The sequence below is a fragment of the Peribacillus simplex genome (assembly GCF_001542915.1).
Classification (GTDB): domain Bacteria; phylum Bacillota; class Bacilli; order Bacillales; family DSM-1321; genus Peribacillus; species Peribacillus simplex_B.
In genome coordinates this window covers 495,671-512,406 of record NZ_LNNH01000012.1, presented here as the reverse complement: position 1 = coordinate 512,406, position 16,736 = coordinate 495,671, and the positions used below count along the sequence as shown (strand labels likewise).

Below are 16,736 nucleotides of genomic sequence, written 5' to 3'. Positions count from 1 at the left end.
GGGGTTCTTCGTATGAATGCACAACAATTGCATATTATTTCTACCGGGAAACAGCCAATAGAAAAGTTCATAGAGATCGCTTCGCATATACAGGAACATGTTGATTACTTTTATTTCAGAGAAAAGCAAAGTAGCGCCTCGGAACTTTATCGAGCAGTGACCCTTTTACATGATAAAAAGATTCCGCTTTCTAAGATCATCATTAATGACCGGGTGGATGTAGCATGGGTACACAAGGTCTTTGGTGTGCAATTGGCTTTTCATAGTTTAGATGCAGGGGTCGTACAAGCAGCATTTCCAGGGATGAGTGTTGGCTGTTCGATTCATTCCATGGCTGAAGCGAAAGCCGCTTTCAGTAAAGGGGCCCATTACGGGATTTACGGACATGTTTTTGAAACGGATTCGAAACGCGGTCTTCCTCCTAAGGGAATTGAGGAACTTCATGCAATCACAAGAAGTGTCAATCTTCCGATTATTGCGATAGGAGGAATAACACCATCCAATTGTCAAGTCGTCCTGGATGCAGGGGCACGAGGAATTGCAGTCATGTCAGGTGTGCTTGAAGCTAAAGATCCGATTAAAGCCGTTAAAGAATATTCGAAGTCTTTGGGAAAGGAGATATAAGATGAATTCCATATATGATGCAATCATTGTTGGGGGAGGAGTGATAGGTGGGTCGATTGCTTTTCAATTAGCCAAACGAGGTAAAAAAGTCCTGTTATTGGAAAAAGATAGACTTGCCAGTAAAGCATCCAGTGCTGCAGCAGGGATGTTAGGAGCGCAATCCGAGTTAGATGTCGATCAGCCACTTTTTAGATTGGCAACCGAAAGCAGGGAGATGTTTCCGGAACTGGCCGAAGAATTGAAAGACACAAGCGGAATTGACATTGAATTGGTGAACAAAGGGATGTTCAAGGTGGCATTAACGAATGATGGGGCAGCCAAGTTGAAGAACATAATCAAAACCCAGCAAGCTGCCGGCCTTGAGGCCCAATGGTTATCGACTGCCGAAGCAAGGAAAGCGGAACCGCTTCTTTCGGATGAGCTTAAAGGAGCCATGTATATTCCGAAAGATGGACAAGTTTCAGCCACCAGACTGTCACTCGCTTTCACTAAATCCGCAGCTGCCCTAGGTGTGGATATAAAGGAATTTGTACATGTCTCAGATTTATGTACAAAGGACGGAGCAGTAAAAGGCGTTGTCACGAATATAGGAGAATTTTCATGTGAAAATGTCATTGTAGCAAGTGGGGCTTGGAGCGCATTCCTCCTTGAGAAATTAGGGGTTACCCTCGACACCTATCCGGTAAAGGGAGAATGCTTTTCCGTTCTGACGAATTCACCATTGCTTGAAAGAACGATTTTTTCGGATGGTTGCTATCTTGTACCAAAGGTTGGCGGGAGAATCATTGTCGGGGCAACGGTTAAAGCGAATACTTTCGATCAAAAGGTAAGTCTCGAAGGAATTTCAACTTTAATGGAAAGAGCAACGCAATTGCTTCCTGCCATTAAAGAAACCGAATTGGAAAAGACATGGGCAGGTATACGGCCCCAAACAGGGGACGGTCTGCCATACTTTGGTGAACATCCAGCATGCAATGGACTTTTCATTGCAACGGGGCACTACAGGAATGGCATCCTGCTTTCTCCAATTACAGGTGTGCTTATGGCGGATATGGTAGAAAAGAAGAAAAAACCTCAATGGTCCGCTTTTCGATTGGATCGTGCAATACAGCCACTTTTTTCTTAATGGAGGTGAAAGAAATGGAATTGGTTATTAACGGGGAAAAAATACGGGTTCCTGCTGATGAATCAACAGTCACAGCGCTTTTGCAACACTTTAATTTACATCAAAAAGTAGTGATTGTTGAATTGAATGATGAAATAGTAGCGAAAGAACACCTAAGTAAAACATTTTTGTCAAATGGAGACAAGGTCGAGATTGTACATTTTGTAGGAGGCGGATGATATGTTAAAGATTGGTTCTTATGAATTTTCTTCAAGGTTATTGTTAGGTACTGGAAAATATCCGAACTTCGATGTTCAAAAGCAAGCTGTGGAGGTTTCAGAGACCGAAATATTAACATTTGCGATTAGGAGAATGAACATTTTTGAAGCGACTCAACCTAATTTTTTAGAAAAACTTGATTTGAAGAAATATACACTTCTTCCTAATACAGCAGGTGCGAAAACCGCCAAAGAAGCCGTTCGCATAGCGCAGCTTGCCAAGGCCTCTGGGCTATGTGACATGATTAAGGTTGAAGTCATCGGTTGTCAAAAAACGCTTTTGCCTGATCCAATTGAAACGTTAAAAGCTGCTGAGGAATTAGTGAAACTGGGGTTCATCGTTTTACCTTACACTTCGGATGATGTGTTACTAGCGAGGCGCCTGGAGGAAGTGGGCTGTCATGCAATCATGCCTGGTGCTTCACCTATCGGCTCTGGTCAGGGCATTTTAAATCCACTGAATCTACGATTCATCATCGAACAAGCCGAAGTTCCGGTAATTGTTGATGCTGGAATCGGTACTCCTTCCGATGCGGCAATCGCGATGGAATTAGGAGCGGATGGTGTTTTGCTTAACACGGCAGTTTCCGGAGCAAAAGATCCGATCAAAATGGCGATAGCAATGAAACTTGCCATTGAGGCTGGTCGACTAGGGTATGAAGCTGGAAGAATAGAAAAAAATGATTACGCCATAGCCAGCAGTCCAGTAGAAGGAATGAGCATGGGATGAATGAACGTTATTCACGTCAAGAGCTTTTTGGCCCTATAGGGGAAGAAGGGCAACTGAAAATCCGTAAAAAACATGTTTTGGTGATTGGGGCAGGTGCTCTCGGAACAGGAAGTGCTGAAGGTCTTGTCCGGGCAGGAATCGGAAAGCTGACGATTGTGGACAGAGATTATGTGGAGTGGAGCAACCTTCAGCGACAACAGCTTTATTGTGAAGCAGATGCTGAAAAAAGACTACCGAAAGCAGTGGCAGCAAAGAAGCGCTTGAATGCCTTAAATTCAGAAGTTATCGTTAAATCGCTCGTATCGGATGTATCGGTTGATGAACTGGAGCAGCTCGTATACGGAGTGGACTTAATAGTGGATGCCACGGATAATTTCGATACGAGGATGCTCATAAATGATAGTGCACAAAAATTTAACATACCTTGGATATACGGTGCCTGTGTAGGGAGTTATGGGATAAGCTATACGGTGATTCCACAGGTGACCCCATGTTTGAATTGCTTGCTGGAAACGGTTCCGATTGGAGGGCTGACTTGTGATACGGCGGGAATCATTAGCCCTGCCGTTCAAACGGTCGTTGCCCATCAATTAACGGAAGCTTTGAAAATTCTTGTCGAAGATTATGGATCCCTAAGAAACAAAATCGTTTCATTCGATCTTTGGAAAAATGAACATTCGTCCATACATGTAGCGAAATTAAAAAAAGACAGTTGTCCCTCATGCGGGAAGAACCGAACGTATCCCCACCTTTCTTATGCAAACCGAACAAAAACAGCGGTCTTATGCGGGAGGGACACTGTCCAGATTCGGCCATCAAAGGAACAGGAATGGGATCTCGCGGAGCTCGAAAACAATTTACACGCTCAAGACGGCCATGTTGTAAGAAATCCGTATTTACTTTCATTTTCCGTCGGAAAACATCGGTTGGTCGTTTTTAAAGACGGACGGGCATTGATTCATGGAACGAAAGATATTGCGGAAGCAAAAACTTTATATCATCGATTTTTAGGATGAAACGTTTTTTCGTTTGAATAAAAGGAGCTTGGGTACCCAAGCTCCTTTTTCATTAACCTAAATAAAGTGAAAATAAGCATCGTTACGTAAGGGCGCCTTCTCAGATACTAACAACAAAAAAAAAATCAATGAAAAAGGCGAATATAATAGATTTAACAGAATATACGACAAAAAATATGATAATCTTAAATTTGAAAGCCAACCGCGCAGATGAGGCTCCGGTTAGTAGATTGGATGAAAAATGCTGGGGGATTACAGAAAAAAATCAATTATGTTAAAGCCTTGTTGAACAGCGAAGCGCATAGCTCGACTGCGATCGGATTTGAAGTGTAGCGACCAAATGGGGAAAAATGCTGTCATTTAGCCATCCTTTTTATTTGAAGAATGGAGCCATGATAGCTAACTGGTTAAACTAGTCGTGCTCCGCATTAGCAGCAGGAAAAGAACCATTACATATCCTCGTCCTGCTCATCCAACATATTAGAATCTGTACCGATTGATGAAATCAACAGTCAGTTTAGCCAAAGGCCCATGCGTAATGAACTCATTATCAAAATACATATTAGCAAAGGGGAGCGAATACATGACCATTTTAAAACTTAAGCCAATTTTTCAAAAAAGAATTTGGGGAGGAAGAAAGCTCGAAACGGATTTCAATTACTCGATTCCGAAAGGCCCGATTGGTGAATGCTGGGGAATATCCGCTCATCATCACGGAGAAAGCGTCGTTGAAGAGGGCGAGTTTAAAGGAGAAGTCTTATCTGCATTATGGAGAAACCATCGCAGCAAGCTATTTGGCGACTATAAAATGGAAGAATTCCCCTTGCTCATTAAGATCCTCGATGCAAACGATGATTTATCCGTCCAGGTTCATCCTAATGATGAACAGGCTTCAGAACTAGAAGGAGAACCGTACGGAAAAACAGAATGCTGGTATGTCATTGACGCAGAACCTGATTCAGAAATCATCCTTGGTCATAAAGCTCAAACAAAAGAAGAAATGGTGAAGCTGACATCGGACGAAAGGTGGGACGACCTGCTGCAAAAACAGCCTGTAAAGCGCGGAGATTTCATATTTGTAAAAAGCGGGACCGTTCACGCAATCGGGAAAGGCATCGTCATCTTAGAAACCCAACAATCTTCCGATACAACCTATAGGGTATATGATTATTACAGAACGGATTCAGAAGGAAATAAACGTGAACTGCATCTCGAGAAAGCACTACAGGTAACGACAGTCCCAGATTCTCAGACAATTCATGCATCACAAACGGTAACGGCTGCTGGAGGGGAAACAACATTCCTCATTGAAGTTCCTGAATTCTCTGTCGTTCATCATAAAATATCAGGAACAGGATATCGGTTAGCAGGGAGAGGCACCTTCCAATTAATCAGCATCATTGAAGGAACTGGAAAAATCGAATCCGAGAGTGAAGTGATGGAAGTGAAAAAAGGAGACCACTTGATCATGACGCGGGAACTGAAGGAATTGATTGCATCTGGAGAAATGGAATGGATTACGAGTTTTATATAAGCAAAAAACCACTCAAGTGAAAGCTTGAGTGGTTTTTTTAAAGGAAGAAACATTCATATGATAAATTCAGAAATGAAGCCTTTTTTAAAAAAACTGAATAGTATTTTAATTAAATGTCTAGACATTTATAATAAAATGATCATAATAATAAATGTAAGCGTTTTAGATGATTGTTAAAAAAATACAAAAGGGGAGGTAATAAGTATGAATCGAATCTTACTTGCATGTAGTTCTGGAATGTCCACGAGCTTATTAGTTACTAAAATGGAGCAGCACGCCAAATCGATAGGCGAAGATGCAAAAATCTGGGCGGTTGGCCAGGATAAAGCGAAGAAAGAAATGGCAGATGCGGATGTAGTGCTAATCGGACCGCAAATGAGTTTCCTTAAGGGGGAACTTCAAAAAGAGGCATCCATATACAATATCAAGGTAGATGTAATCGATATGATGGCTTATGGAATGGCAGATGGTAAAAAAGCGTATGATCAAGCTATTTCCTTGATAGGTAATAAATGATGGAGCAAATGAAGTTGGAAGACCTCACGAGCGAACAAATTAATTTTCAATTGATTTTATATAGTGGCAATGCCCGCAGCAAGGTGATTCAATCCTTACGTGAATATCGCGGAGGGAACGTGGAAGAATCGGAATTGTTGATTGCTCAAGCAGAGCAGGATTTGGCTGTTGCTCACGACGTTCACTTCCAATTGGTTCAAAAGGAAGCACAGGGTGAAAAGGTGGAAATTTCGATGCTATTCATTCATTCTGAAGACCATCTGATGTCAACTTTGACGATGAAGGAACTAGTAAAAGAGTTACTGGATATTTTCAAAGCAAAAAATATCTGATCATTCATCTATAATGGGGGGTCTACTATGTTTGACAAGCTGAGTCAGTTTCTCATTCCACTAGCGGGGAAGCTAAATAACAATCGCTATTTATCGGTTTTACGGGACGCATTTATGTTAGCGTTCCCACTTACGATATTCGGTTCGATATTTGTCGTTTTAACTAATTTGCCCTTTTTAAACCAATTTTTAAGTGACCATTCCCTCATGACCATGCAATCTTCATTCGCAATCGCTTCACAGGCCACGATGGGAATTCTGTCGGTGTTCGTTGTTTTCGGAATCGGATATTTCCTCTCAAAGAGCTATGATGTCGAAGCTGTGTTTGGTGGAGTTATCGCTCTTGCTTCCTTTCTAATCCTAACCCCGTTTGTGATTGAGGCGGAATCAGGAGAAACGGTCGCTAATGTCATCCCACTTGACCGGCTTGGTGCGAAAGGAATGTTTCTCGGAATGATCTCCGCTTTTATTGCCGGTGAAATTTACCGGAAAATCGTTCAAAGAGATATAACGATTAAAATGCCTGCAGGTGTACCCCCAGCTGTTGCAAAATCATTCGCTGCCCTGTTGCCTGCCTTAATCACGTTAACGGTTTTCTTAGCGGTAAATGTAATCGTTACACTAGGATTCCATACGAATTTACATGATTTTATTTATGACGTGATTCAGGCGCCCCTTGTTGGTTTAGGTAGTGGAATCATCCCTACTTTGATCGCTGTATTCTTCATACAGGTTTTGTGGTTCTTTGGCTTACATGGTCAAATCATCATCAACTCTGTTATGGATCCCATCTGGGCAACTCTTGCACTCGAAAACCTCGAAGCTTTTAGAGGAAAGGAAGAGTTACCGAATATTGTTTCTAAACCGTTCATAGAAGTCTTTACTGTAGGTATGGGTGGTACTGGGATGACATTGGCGGTCGTCATCGCCATCTTATGGTTCATGAAGAGCAAGCAAATGAAACAAGTAGGAAAGCTTGGTGTAGGACCGGGTATCTTTAACGTGAATGAACCGATTATTTTTGGGCTGCCGATCGTGATGAATCCAATCGTTGTCATCCCTTGGATTATTGCACCAATGGTGGTTACAGGCTTTACATATTTCACCATGGCAACTGGAATTGTCCCACCACCAACAGGTGTCACCGTTCCATGGACGGTGCCAATCGGAATAAGTGGTTACCTTGCGACCAATAGCTTCAGGGGCTCTTTGTTGCAAATCGTTAATTTATTGATCGTATTCGTCATCTGGTTTCCATTCCTAAAAGCATTGGATAAAACGAATGTGAAAAAAGAAAGAGAAGCGGAAAATCAAAACAAGGCTTCTTAAACACCAGGGCAGGAAGATACAAAAAAACGTAAACCAGATTCGGCATGCCATGACTGTTTCCGGTTTAAAAAGAATGGGGGAAATTAAGGATGAAACTGAAAGAAGAAACGACTGAAAAATTACAATATCATTTTCCAGAAGGTTTTTGGTGGGGATCATCTGCTTCGGCCACTCAAACGGAAGGTGCAGCAGATATAGACGGAAAAGGCAAAAACATATGGGATCACTGGTATGAAATTGAGCCCAATCGTTTTTTCAACGCCGTCGGACCTCAGGACACTTCTCAGTTTTACTATAAGTATAAAGAAGATATAAAGTTAATGAAGGAAATTGGTCATAACTCTTTCCGGTTATCGATTTCATGGTCACGTATGTTCCCGAAAGGAAAAGGGGAAGTGAACAAGAAAGCGGTGGATTTTTATAATTCGGTCATTGATGAAATGGTGGAAACGGGCATCGAACCATTCGTCAATTTATACCACTTTGATATGCCCATGGCCCTGCAGGACATCGGAGGATGGGAAAACAGGGACACCGTCGATGCGTTTGAAGGTTATGCTGCGACATGCTTCCAATTGTTCGGAGATCGTGTTGCAAAGTGGTTCACGCATAATGAACCTATTGTCCCGGTAGAGGGCGGGTATTTATACAATTTTCATTATCCGAATATCGTCGATTTTAAAAAAGCGGTACAAGTTGGTTATCATACGATTTTATCCAGCGCAAAAGCGATCAAAAAGTATAGGGACATGAATATGGATGGCAAAATCGGGATTATATTGAATTTGACGCCATCGTACCCGCGAAGCCAGAATCCAGCCGATTTAAAAGCATCAAAGATTGCCGATGCCTTTTTCAACCGGTCTTTCCTGGATCCTTCCGTTAAAGGCGAATTCCCATCAGATCTGGTTGCCATCTTAAAGACAGAAGGGTTCATGCCTGCTATGGCAGCTGGCGATTTGGATATAATCCAGCAAAATACCGTCGATCTTTTAGGGATCAACTATTATCAGCCTCGACGTGTAAAGGCAAAGGAACATGCCCGTAACCCTGATGCTCCATTTTTGCCTGAACTGTATTTTGATCATTATGAAATGCCCGGAAGAAAAATGAACGTCCACCGCGGCTGGGAAATATACGAAAAGGGAATCTATGATATTTTAATGAATGTAAAAGAAAACTACGGGAATATCGAATGCTTCATTTCTGAAAATGGAATGGGAGTGGAAGGGGAAGAACGCTTCCGTGATGAAAATGGCATGATACAGGATGATTACCGAATCGAGTTCATAAGCGAACATTTGAAGTGGGTTCATAAAGCCATAAGCGAAGGGTCGAATGTATGGGGGTATCATTTATGGACTTTCATGGATAATTGGTCTTGGAGCAATGCTTACAAAAATCGATATGGTTTCGTTTCTGTCAATCTGGAAAAAGATGCTGAAAGAACAGTGAAAAAGAGCGGCCATTGGTTTAAAAAAGTGGCAAATATGAACGGGTTTTAAAAAATCGGGGCCTGAATACGCAATCTTTCCTTGATGCCTGATGGAACTGGATTTGGAAGTATTTGTCTCCCTTGACCTGCTTGTAAGGGAAGATGCGTTAACTTTCAGAAAAATCGATTCTTTACAGTGATAACCCTGATTTCTTATAATGGAAAAAGCGGATGACTTAAACTGTATTGTTTTTTGTAAGTAGGAGCGAATAAAAATGAATAAATATGAAAAAATTTCAATTGAAATGAGAAAAAGGGTCAAGGAAGGGTTTTATCGGGTAGATCATCCGATCCCTGACGAAATCACGCTTGCTAAAGAATTCGAATGCAGCCGGATGACAATGAAAAGAGGCCTGGATATTCTCGTGGAGGAAGGGCTGCTTTTCAGAAAACGGGGGCATGGAACATTTATTGTCCAATCACCTGTAAATGACGAGAAGGTGAATGTCATCAGTGAGGAAACCCTCGGTTTGTCTAATGTGCTTCCGAACAGAAATGTAACAAGCACGATCATCGCCTTTGATGTGCAATTTCCAGAAAAGGAAGTGGCCGAACAGCTTTCAATTAGCGAGGATGCACCAGTGTATCACATAATCAGACTTAGAAAAGTGGATGGTGAGCCATATGTCATCGAGAGGACATATATGCCGGTATCGATGATTCCAGGAATCACAGAAAAAGTGTTACAAGCATCCATCTATAATTATATTCATGAAACACTTGAATTGAAAATTGGCGGTGCACATCGGAAAATTAGAGCAGATAAACCTAATGAACTGGATCAAATTCATTTAGAGTGTTTGCCGGATGACCCGATATTGGAGGTTGAACAGGTTGGCTATTTAAACAATGGCTTGCCTTTTGAATATTCTTTTTCCAGGCACCGTTATGATAAATTCGTTTTTACGACAGTGACCATCCGCAAATAAAAACATGAGGTGAGTGGAGCCGTGAGGTTATATGGGGCGATTGAAGCAGGGGGAACGAAATTTGTTTGTGCCGTAGGTGATGAAAAAGGAAATGTGAGGAAGCGAATACAAATTCCGACGACTGTTCCTGAGGAAACCATACCGGAAGTTATCCGTTTTTTTTCCGAATACGAGCTAGTAGCGATTGGAATCGGTTCATTCGGTCCGGTCAACATTGACCCTGCCAGTCCGGCATACGGAAATATAACGACTACACCAAAGCCAGGGTGGAAGGACTTTCCCTTTTTACAAACGATTAAAAAGGAATGTAAAGTACCTGTCGGCTTTCATACGGATGTAAATGCAGCCGCATTGGGGGAAGCAAGATTTGGAGCAGCTGCGGGAATGGATAGTTGTTTATATATAACCGTAGGCACGGGAATTGGAGCCGGTGCAGTGGTTGGCGGTCGATTATTGGAAGGGCTTTCTCATCCGGAAATGGGTCATATCATGGTTCGAAAGCACCCAGAAGATTCATATAAAGGCAAATGTCCTTTTCATGGGGATTGTTTGGAAGGTCTTGCATCCGGTCCCGCCATTGAGGAAAGATGGGGAAAACCTGCTGGTCAATTAGCGGATAGGCATGAAGTATGGGAACTGGAAGCCTATTATTTAGCTCAGGCAATCGCCCAATACATATTAATCCTATCTCCTAAGAAAATTATCCTTGGGGGCGGAGTCGGTAAACAGGAGTCCATTTTCCAAATGATTAGAAATCAGGTGAAGGAAGTACTGAAAGGGTATGTTTCACTTCCAGAACTTGAAACCGAAATATCCGATTATATTGTAAAGCCCGGCTTAGGGGACGACGCTGGAATTATTGGTTCACTTCTGCTCGCGGATCTTGCTTATCAAAAAGAAATGAAGCTGGGGATGACTTGAACTACCGCCGCTTATCGATTTAACTGTCTGATTGAAGGGGATATGGGCTACCCCCGTCATTCAGACAATAAATTCTGGCTGCATTCATTAAAGGACTCTTCCGATCATTAGAGGGAAATGGGCCGTTCAGGTCAATTATTAACAATGAAGTTATCGATAAATTTTTATGAGAACTACTTGTTTGTTAGTTGGATAGATTCCAAATGTATGAGCCTGGTTTACCACCATTGGTATCACCTTTAATTATTCGTAACTAAGGAGCGTAAGTTTGTCGTGACCGCCATTTTTCTCAGGCTTTCCTCTGGGGTTCTGCCTCCGATCATCTAACTGTGGAGCGGGTCCCTTTTTCAACATTTACAAAATATACAAATCAATGGAAGCAGGTAGTTGTTCGGATCAGGTGTTAGCGGCACCTGGTCTTTTTTAGATAGCCCAGATTCTTGCCTCTGTTCCTGCTTGTTCCATAGGATTTAAGATCGATGACATCCACAGGAATCCCATACGGTGCAGCTGTATTTTCAGCTGCCTTTTTCATGAGTTTCACTTGGGGTCCTAATAGAATCGCGATTAGATAATTACCGGACCGGCCTTCACGAATGGCTTCGACAAAATGGCTCTTTGCCTCTCCAGAGTAGGAAATGATTTGGAGTGCTGCCGATTGCATTCCTTCTATAGTTTTCCTTCGTTGGCTGTTTCAAAAATGAAAAAAGCTGCAATCGCAAGAGGAGTTGACTATCATATCTATGCAATTCCCGAATCTTCCATCGGTGAAGTACCTTAAACAGCCAAGAATAACCCCCCTTTGGACATATATCCATTGGGGGTTTTCTAATGGACGGAGGACTCTATCTGTATTCGACTACAGTCCGTTGCTTTTCATGAGAGATGCACCTTTACCGTAAATCGTATCTAGTCAATTCAGAAAACCAGGTTGCTAGAAATCCTTGCTTCTCATTTCTCTTGATTCTCCAAATAGTCTATCGCTTTTTTTAACCGGTCGAGACCTTCCAATAGCTTTGATTTTGGACAACCCACATTCAATCTGATAAAACTGCGCCCTGATTCTCCAAATGTTTCGCCAGGCATGATCGCTACTTTCCCATGATGTACAAGGGAATCCTGTATTTGATTGCTGGAAAAGGGGAGTTGCGACACATTAATCCAAGCGAGATAGGTGGATTCGGGTATATGGAAAGAAAGCATCGGTAAGTGTGCCTTTAAAAAATCTTGAATGATCCGTAAGTTGTCGTGTACATACCCCGTTAAATCGTCTACCCAATATTCACATTCATTATAAGCGGTGATCAGTGCTTCCATTCCAAATACGCTGGCACTGGATAGCCCATCTTTATTCTTCAAGGAAACAAGAAAGGCTTCACGAATACTACTATCTGGTATGAGACAGTATGAACCTCCTAACCCTGGAGTATTGAATGTTTTACTGGCTGAAGAGCAGATGCACAATCTATTTGGATCAATAGCCGAATGAATGATTGGTGTATGGGCATTCCCTTCATGGATGATATCCATATGAATCTCGTCGGAAATAATGTATACATCATATCGATTGCAAAGGGCTACGATGTTATTCAGTTCATCACGAGTCCAGACACGGCCTGTAGGGTTATGCGGACTGCATAGTAGTAGCACTTTTGCTTTTGGATGGGCTAGTTTTTCTTCTAGATCCGAAAAATTGATCGAGTATGTTCCTTCATGATAGATTAATTCATTACTTGATATCAGGCGTTTATTATCTTGGATCGTTTTAAAGAATGCATCATACGCCGGTGTTTGAATGACAACGTGATCGTCCACGGCCGTCATGATCTCGATTATCTTGGAAACGGAGTAAATGACGGAGGGACTATAAGTAATCCAAGCTGCTTCAATGGGACAAACAAATCTTTTTTTATACCAATTGGTGATTGCGTCTTTGAATGGTGAGTGGTTCCAGCGTGTATATCCAAAGATTCCATGTTGCAATCGTTGCTGGATGGCCTGCAAAATTTCAGGTGGACATCCGAAATCGGTATCGGAAATCGAGAAGGGGAGAAGGTCTTTCTCTCCGAATCGATCTTCCACATAGTCCCATTGGGTACAAAATGTCCCCTTGCGATCAATTGTTTCATTAAAGTCGTGCTGCATGATTTACAACTCCATTTTCATGAAATTTTTTCAATTTGTGATTTTAATAGGCCGACTTGCGGCCCGATGACGACTTGTAAATTATGCTCATCGAGAATCACAACTCCAAGAGCGCCACATTCTTCTTTCAAGATTTTTTCGTCTACTTTGTCCATTACATCCACGACGAGACGAAGGCGGGTTACACAATTATCCAATGATTGGATGTTTTCTTTACCACCTAGGGCAGATAATACTTTTTGGGCATTGTAGCTTGTTCCTTTCGTAATAGCAGAATCATTGGCAGGGTCATCACTCATCTTTTCCCGTCCCGGAGTTTTTAAATTGAATTTTACTATCGCATAGCGGAAAATCATATAATAGAGCCCGAACCAAATCGGTCCAATGACAAGAACGAGATACCATTTTGTAGCGAATCCCTGCATGATACCAAAAATTAAGAAATCGAGTAAACCGCCATCTGTATTCCCGATGGTCACGCCCAGTAACGCCATAATCATAAATCCTAAACCGGTCATAATGGCGTGAATTAAGAACAAAGCGGGGGCTACAAACAAGAATAAAAATTCAATAGGTTCTGTAATACCTGTAACAGCAGTGGCAATCACTCCTGATATTAATAACCCCTTAATTTTCGTACGGTTTTCGATCCGAGCCGTATGATATATGGCTAATGCAACGCCTGGCAACCCGAACATGAAAGTGGGCATTTTACCTTGTGATAAAAAAGCCGTTGCAGCAGGGCTGATTGCACTTCCACTTTGTAATTGGGCATAGAATATATTCAATGCTCCCGAAATCGTTTTACCATTGACAACTTCTGTCCCGCCAGCTTCCGTGAAGCGGATCATCGCGACCAGGATATGGTGCAGGCCAAAAGGAAGTAATAAACGTTCACCGGCACCGAATAAAAACGGGCCAAACATGCCTGATTTATTAATGATGGTACCGATGAAAGCGATGGCTGTGGCGAAAATGGGCCAAATCATTGGAAGAAGCAGACCCACAATCGACAATGTGAATGCGGTAACTATAGGGACAAACCGTGCTCCTCCGAAAAAGGCAAAAGCGTCCGGCAATTTAATTTCATAGAAACGATTATGTAATAAATACACGGTAATCCCAGCAATGATGCCCCCCAGTACACCTGTTTCTATGGTTTGGATCCCCATTACCATTCCTTGGCCAGCTTGGCGCAATTGTTCAGGATTTGCTAAAGTTCCCGTTTCAGTTAAATAGAAATTGATGGCTAAGTTCATGATTACATATCCAGTAAAGCCTGAGAAAGCAGCTACACCTTTTTCATAGCGTACCAGACCCATTGGAATGGCCATTGCGAAAAGTACAGGTAAATAAGTAAAGGCAAAGCCACCTATCGTCGCCAAGAAACTAAAGATGAACTGAAGGAAAGAATTATTCAAGAAGGGAAAGGCTTCGATAGTGGTCGGGCTAGTGAACGAGCTTCCAATTCCTAATATGAGCCCCATGAATGCCAATAAAGCAACCGGCAGCATGAACGTTTTGCCTAGTCCTTGGAAAAACTCCCAAAGCTGTGATTTTAGACGTTTATTCTTTTTCATTATTCTGACTCCTTCCGGCGGATAAACATAACTTTAATATACACTGAGGATCAAAAGTATCAACCGTTGACAGACTAGATGTATGTGTGTACATTTTTTGTATATTCAAACAATTCTGCCCGTTCAAGGAAAAAGACCCGTAAAATGCAGTGGCATTTTCTACGGGTCTTTTAGGAATCTTTATATTTCTCCAGATAGGTTAAAATAATGAAATCCAAAATAATGCTCAAAGGGAAGCGCGAGCTCATATCTAATTCACCATAATAGCGATTCATTACGTGTGCCTGGAAAGATAAATCCACCTCTTGCTGTAACCGATTATTATGTTGTCCTGTGATGGAAATGGTTTTAACGTTGCGCTTCTTTAACAGGGAGGCGTATTCCAATGTGTATATCGTTTCCCCACTATACGAAACCAAGATCGCCAAATCATCTGCACGTAAACTATTGGCAACGCTTCTCAATTCATCCCAATCTTCACGGGCACTGCTTATTTTCCCCGAGAACATTAATTTCCTTGCTGCATCGACACAAGGTGGCAGTGAATTTCCTACACCAAAGAACTCTACATGCTTACTTATATGTATATACTTTGCAGCCTCGATTATTTTTCCTTCATCAATATAATCAATCGTACTTTCAATTTCCTGCTTGAAACGATCAATATGATTACTTAAGGCTTCAGAACGAGAAGAAGCAATATTATGGGTCTCTTTGGTCGTTTCTTTTATGAATGAGTATTTCAAATCTTGAAATCCACGAAAACCTAACTGTTGGCATGTCCTGCTTATGGTTGCCGTGGATACAAAAAGCTTCTTCGCTAATTCATCTAAATTCATATGCACAATTATTTCATGATGATGCAATATGTACTCTAACACGCCCATCTCTAACTGGCTCAATCGTTCCCGCTGCTGGGATAAACGCTTCAGAAAAGCTTGCATGAACTCACCCTCTTTATAAGGAATCAGACCTTATAGTCTATCATAATCGTAAAATAGAAAAGTAGGAAGTTGTAATTTTTATAAGAAGACGATTTAAATGGGTGAAACACTTTAAGGGTTTAATGATAAAGCTTATGGTTGTCCGTTATCCAAATAAAGAGCGGTGCCTGGCAAATGGCAGGCACCGCTTCGTTATCAAATGAAAAAGCAGCTTACATATCGTGGCCGCTATTATGCTTTTGACGGGAATGCTGTCTATTTTTCACCTTATGGGAACCGCTTAACGGAGCAGGTTGACCTGGGTTATTCCCTTTAGGTGCATTTTTTCGAATATCTTTGCCATCATTTTTGTTCATATGCTGATCCCTCCTATATCTTAAGATAAGCAATTCGGGGATTTTTATTCACATACATATATTTGTAACCCTCGTACATCCTATGAGTGATACTAATTAAGGAGCTGAATCACATTGCAGGATAAACAAGATAAACGCAGGGCATTCCAGGAAGCACAGCAAAGTTACCAACAGGTGTTTGATGCATATTCTTCAATCGAAAAGACGGCACCGAATTATGGAACGGAATTGAAGCATGTGAAGCAGGAAGTGAACGAGGCTTACCAGCAAATACAAACTGCCTTGGTTACCGCTTCTGAGCACCAACGGGATCAATTGAAACAATTCGAGCAGGATATTTCTGCAATCGTCCAAGAAGTGAATTCTGAGGACTGATGGATGTCTGATTTGAGGGGTGAAAAGGCTTTTTGAACATGTGATTTTCAAAAAGCCTTCCTTATTAATGCCTGAAAATTGATATTATTGGTTTTTCTTTCTTTTTTTGTTGTTTTGTCTTTGTTCTTCCGATAATGGCGGTTCATTTCCCAATTCATCATGGTATCCTGTCCCATTACCTTGTGCTTTTGCTGCATTCATCCCTGGTATGACATGATTTGCCTTTTGTTTTGACATTTCGACACCTCCACCAATAGAATGTGATAATGCGGAATGATTATGTATGTTTGCCTAATATGTTTTGTTGGAATAATTTCTCAGCTTGTATATGGGGTTTTTTTCACCAATTGGAAGGCGGGTAAGGCTCTTAAACGTCACTTTCATATAAAAAGGAATTATTAACATAAGTGAAACTTATCAAAAACAATAACTTTCTTGTTATTTACTTATACTCATTTCTATATTAGTATTAAGTTGAAGGAAGAGTTAGGGTGGGAGAACAGAGAGAAAATTCGACAAACTAACTT

The 16,736-nt window shown here is 41.5% G+C and carries 20 protein-coding genes; 14 read left to right on the top strand and 6 right to left on the bottom strand.

Translation table 11 applies throughout. The annotated features are described in order from the left end of the window. Positions 1-12: 12 nt before the first annotated feature. The 13 genes from AS888_RS07555 (at position 13) to AS888_RS07500 (ending at position 10,809) form a co-directional block, all read left to right on the top strand. On the top strand, positions 13-624 hold the full coding sequence (locus AS888_RS07555) for a thiamine phosphate synthase (protein ID WP_061141541.1): 612 nt from the start codon (positions 13-15) through the stop codon (positions 622-624). Between the two features lies 1 nt (position 625). Continuing rightward, the gene (thiO, locus tag AS888_RS07550) at positions 626-1,750 is read left to right on the top strand and encodes a glycine oxidase ThiO (protein ID WP_061141540.1); all 1,125 of its coding nucleotides are present in this window, start codon (positions 626-628) and stop codon (positions 1,748-1,750) included. Positions 1,751-1,764: 14 nt separating this feature from the next. Next, entirely contained in the window at positions 1,765-1,968 is a 204-nt protein-coding gene (gene thiS / locus AS888_RS07545; RefSeq protein ID WP_061141539.1) for a sulfur carrier protein ThiS, read from the top strand. A 1-nt stretch (position 1,969) separates the two neighbouring features. Next, positions 1,970-2,737, top strand: coding sequence for a thiazole synthase (locus AS888_RS07540; protein WP_061141538.1), 768 nt, complete (start codon positions 1,970-1,972; stop codon positions 2,735-2,737). After that, a complete protein-coding gene (locus tag AS888_RS07535; RefSeq protein ID WP_061141537.1) occupies positions 2,734-3,753 on the top strand; it encodes a thiazole biosynthesis adenylyltransferase ThiF in 1,020 nt (339 codons plus the stop codon). The genes AS888_RS07540 and AS888_RS07535 overlap by 4 nt, the downstream gene beginning before the upstream one ends. Before the next feature lie 210 nt (positions 3,754-3,963). Continuing rightward, positions 3,964-4,086: a hypothetical protein gene (locus AS888_RS26745; RefSeq protein ID WP_260320152.1), complete on the top strand. Its 123-nt coding sequence runs from the start codon at positions 3,964-3,966 to the stop codon at positions 4,084-4,086. Between the two features lie 250 nt (positions 4,087-4,336). Next, the gene (gene manA, locus AS888_RS07530) at positions 4,337-5,287 is read left to right on the top strand and encodes a mannose-6-phosphate isomerase, class I (RefSeq protein WP_061141536.1); all 951 of its coding nucleotides are present in this window, start codon (positions 4,337-4,339) and stop codon (positions 5,285-5,287) included. Between the two features lie 204 nt (positions 5,288-5,491). After that, complete coding sequence (locus tag AS888_RS07525; RefSeq protein WP_061141535.1) at positions 5,492-5,803, top strand: PTS sugar transporter subunit IIB; 312 nt, start codon at positions 5,492-5,494, stop codon at positions 5,801-5,803. Continuing rightward, positions 5,803-6,135, top strand: coding sequence for a PTS sugar transporter subunit IIA (locus AS888_RS07520; protein ID WP_061141534.1), 333 nt, complete (start codon positions 5,803-5,805; stop codon positions 6,133-6,135). Before AS888_RS07525 ends, AS888_RS07520 begins: the two co-directional genes overlap by 1 nt. 27 nt (positions 6,136-6,162) lie before the next feature. Beyond that, positions 6,163-7,464 (top strand): PTS cellobiose transporter subunit IIC, encoded by a 1,302-nt coding sequence (celB, locus tag AS888_RS07515; RefSeq protein WP_061141533.1) that lies wholly within the window; start codon positions 6,163-6,165, stop codon positions 7,462-7,464. An 89-nt stretch (positions 7,465-7,553) separates the two neighbouring features. Then, the gene (locus AS888_RS07510; protein ID WP_061141532.1) at positions 7,554-8,969 is read left to right on the top strand and encodes a glycoside hydrolase family 1 protein; all 1,416 of its coding nucleotides are present in this window, start codon (positions 7,554-7,556) and stop codon (positions 8,967-8,969) included. Between the two features lie 205 nt (positions 8,970-9,174). After that, positions 9,175-9,888: a GntR family transcriptional regulator gene (locus AS888_RS07505; RefSeq protein WP_061141531.1), complete on the top strand. Its 714-nt coding sequence runs from the start codon at positions 9,175-9,177 to the stop codon at positions 9,886-9,888. Between the two features lie 21 nt (positions 9,889-9,909). Next, a complete protein-coding gene (locus tag AS888_RS07500; RefSeq protein WP_061141530.1) occupies positions 9,910-10,809 on the top strand; it encodes an ROK family protein in 900 nt (299 codons plus the stop codon). A 403-nt stretch (positions 10,810-11,212) separates the two neighbouring features. Here the strand turns inward: AS888_RS07500 and AS888_RS07495 are convergent, their stop codons facing one another. From AS888_RS07495 to AS888_RS07475, 5 genes are all read right to left on the bottom strand, one after another. Next, positions 11,213-11,473, bottom strand: coding sequence for a PTS lactose/cellobiose transporter subunit IIA (locus AS888_RS07495; RefSeq protein WP_061141529.1), 261 nt, complete (start codon positions 11,471-11,473; stop codon positions 11,213-11,215). A 287-nt stretch (positions 11,474-11,760) separates the two neighbouring features. Further along, entirely contained in the window at positions 11,761-12,954 is a 1,194-nt protein-coding gene (locus AS888_RS07490; RefSeq protein WP_061141528.1) for a MalY/PatB family protein, read from the bottom strand. A 17-nt stretch (positions 12,955-12,971) separates the two neighbouring features. Beyond that, the gene (gene malX / locus AS888_RS07485; protein WP_061141527.1) at positions 12,972-14,534 is read right to left on the bottom strand and encodes a maltose/glucose-specific PTS transporter subunit IIBC; all 1,563 of its coding nucleotides are present in this window, start codon (positions 14,532-14,534) and stop codon (positions 12,972-12,974) included. Between the two features lie 170 nt (positions 14,535-14,704). Beyond that, positions 14,705-15,478: a MurR/RpiR family transcriptional regulator gene (locus tag AS888_RS07480; RefSeq protein ID WP_061141526.1), complete on the bottom strand. Its 774-nt coding sequence runs from the start codon at positions 15,476-15,478 to the stop codon at positions 14,705-14,707. Positions 15,479-15,690: 212 nt separating this feature from the next. Further along, positions 15,691-15,834 carry a small acid-soluble spore protein P gene (locus tag AS888_RS07475; RefSeq protein ID WP_061141525.1) on the bottom strand — a complete coding sequence of 48 codons (144 nt, stop codon included), beginning with the start codon at positions 15,832-15,834 and terminating at the stop codon, positions 15,691-15,693. 114 nt (positions 15,835-15,948) lie between these two features. Here AS888_RS07475 and AS888_RS07470 point away from each other — a divergent pair, with 114 nt between their 5' ends. Beyond that, a complete protein-coding gene (locus tag AS888_RS07470) occupies positions 15,949-16,209 on the top strand; it encodes a hypothetical protein (protein WP_061141524.1) in 261 nt (86 codons plus the stop codon). Positions 16,210-16,293: 84 nt separating this feature from the next. On the opposite strand, the gene sspO is transcribed toward AS888_RS07470, so the two are convergent. Beyond that, on the bottom strand, positions 16,294-16,446 hold the full coding sequence (sspO, locus tag AS888_RS07465) for a small acid-soluble spore protein O (protein WP_061141523.1): 153 nt from the start codon (positions 16,444-16,446) through the stop codon (positions 16,294-16,296). Between the last annotated feature and the right edge of the window lie 290 nt (positions 16,447-16,736).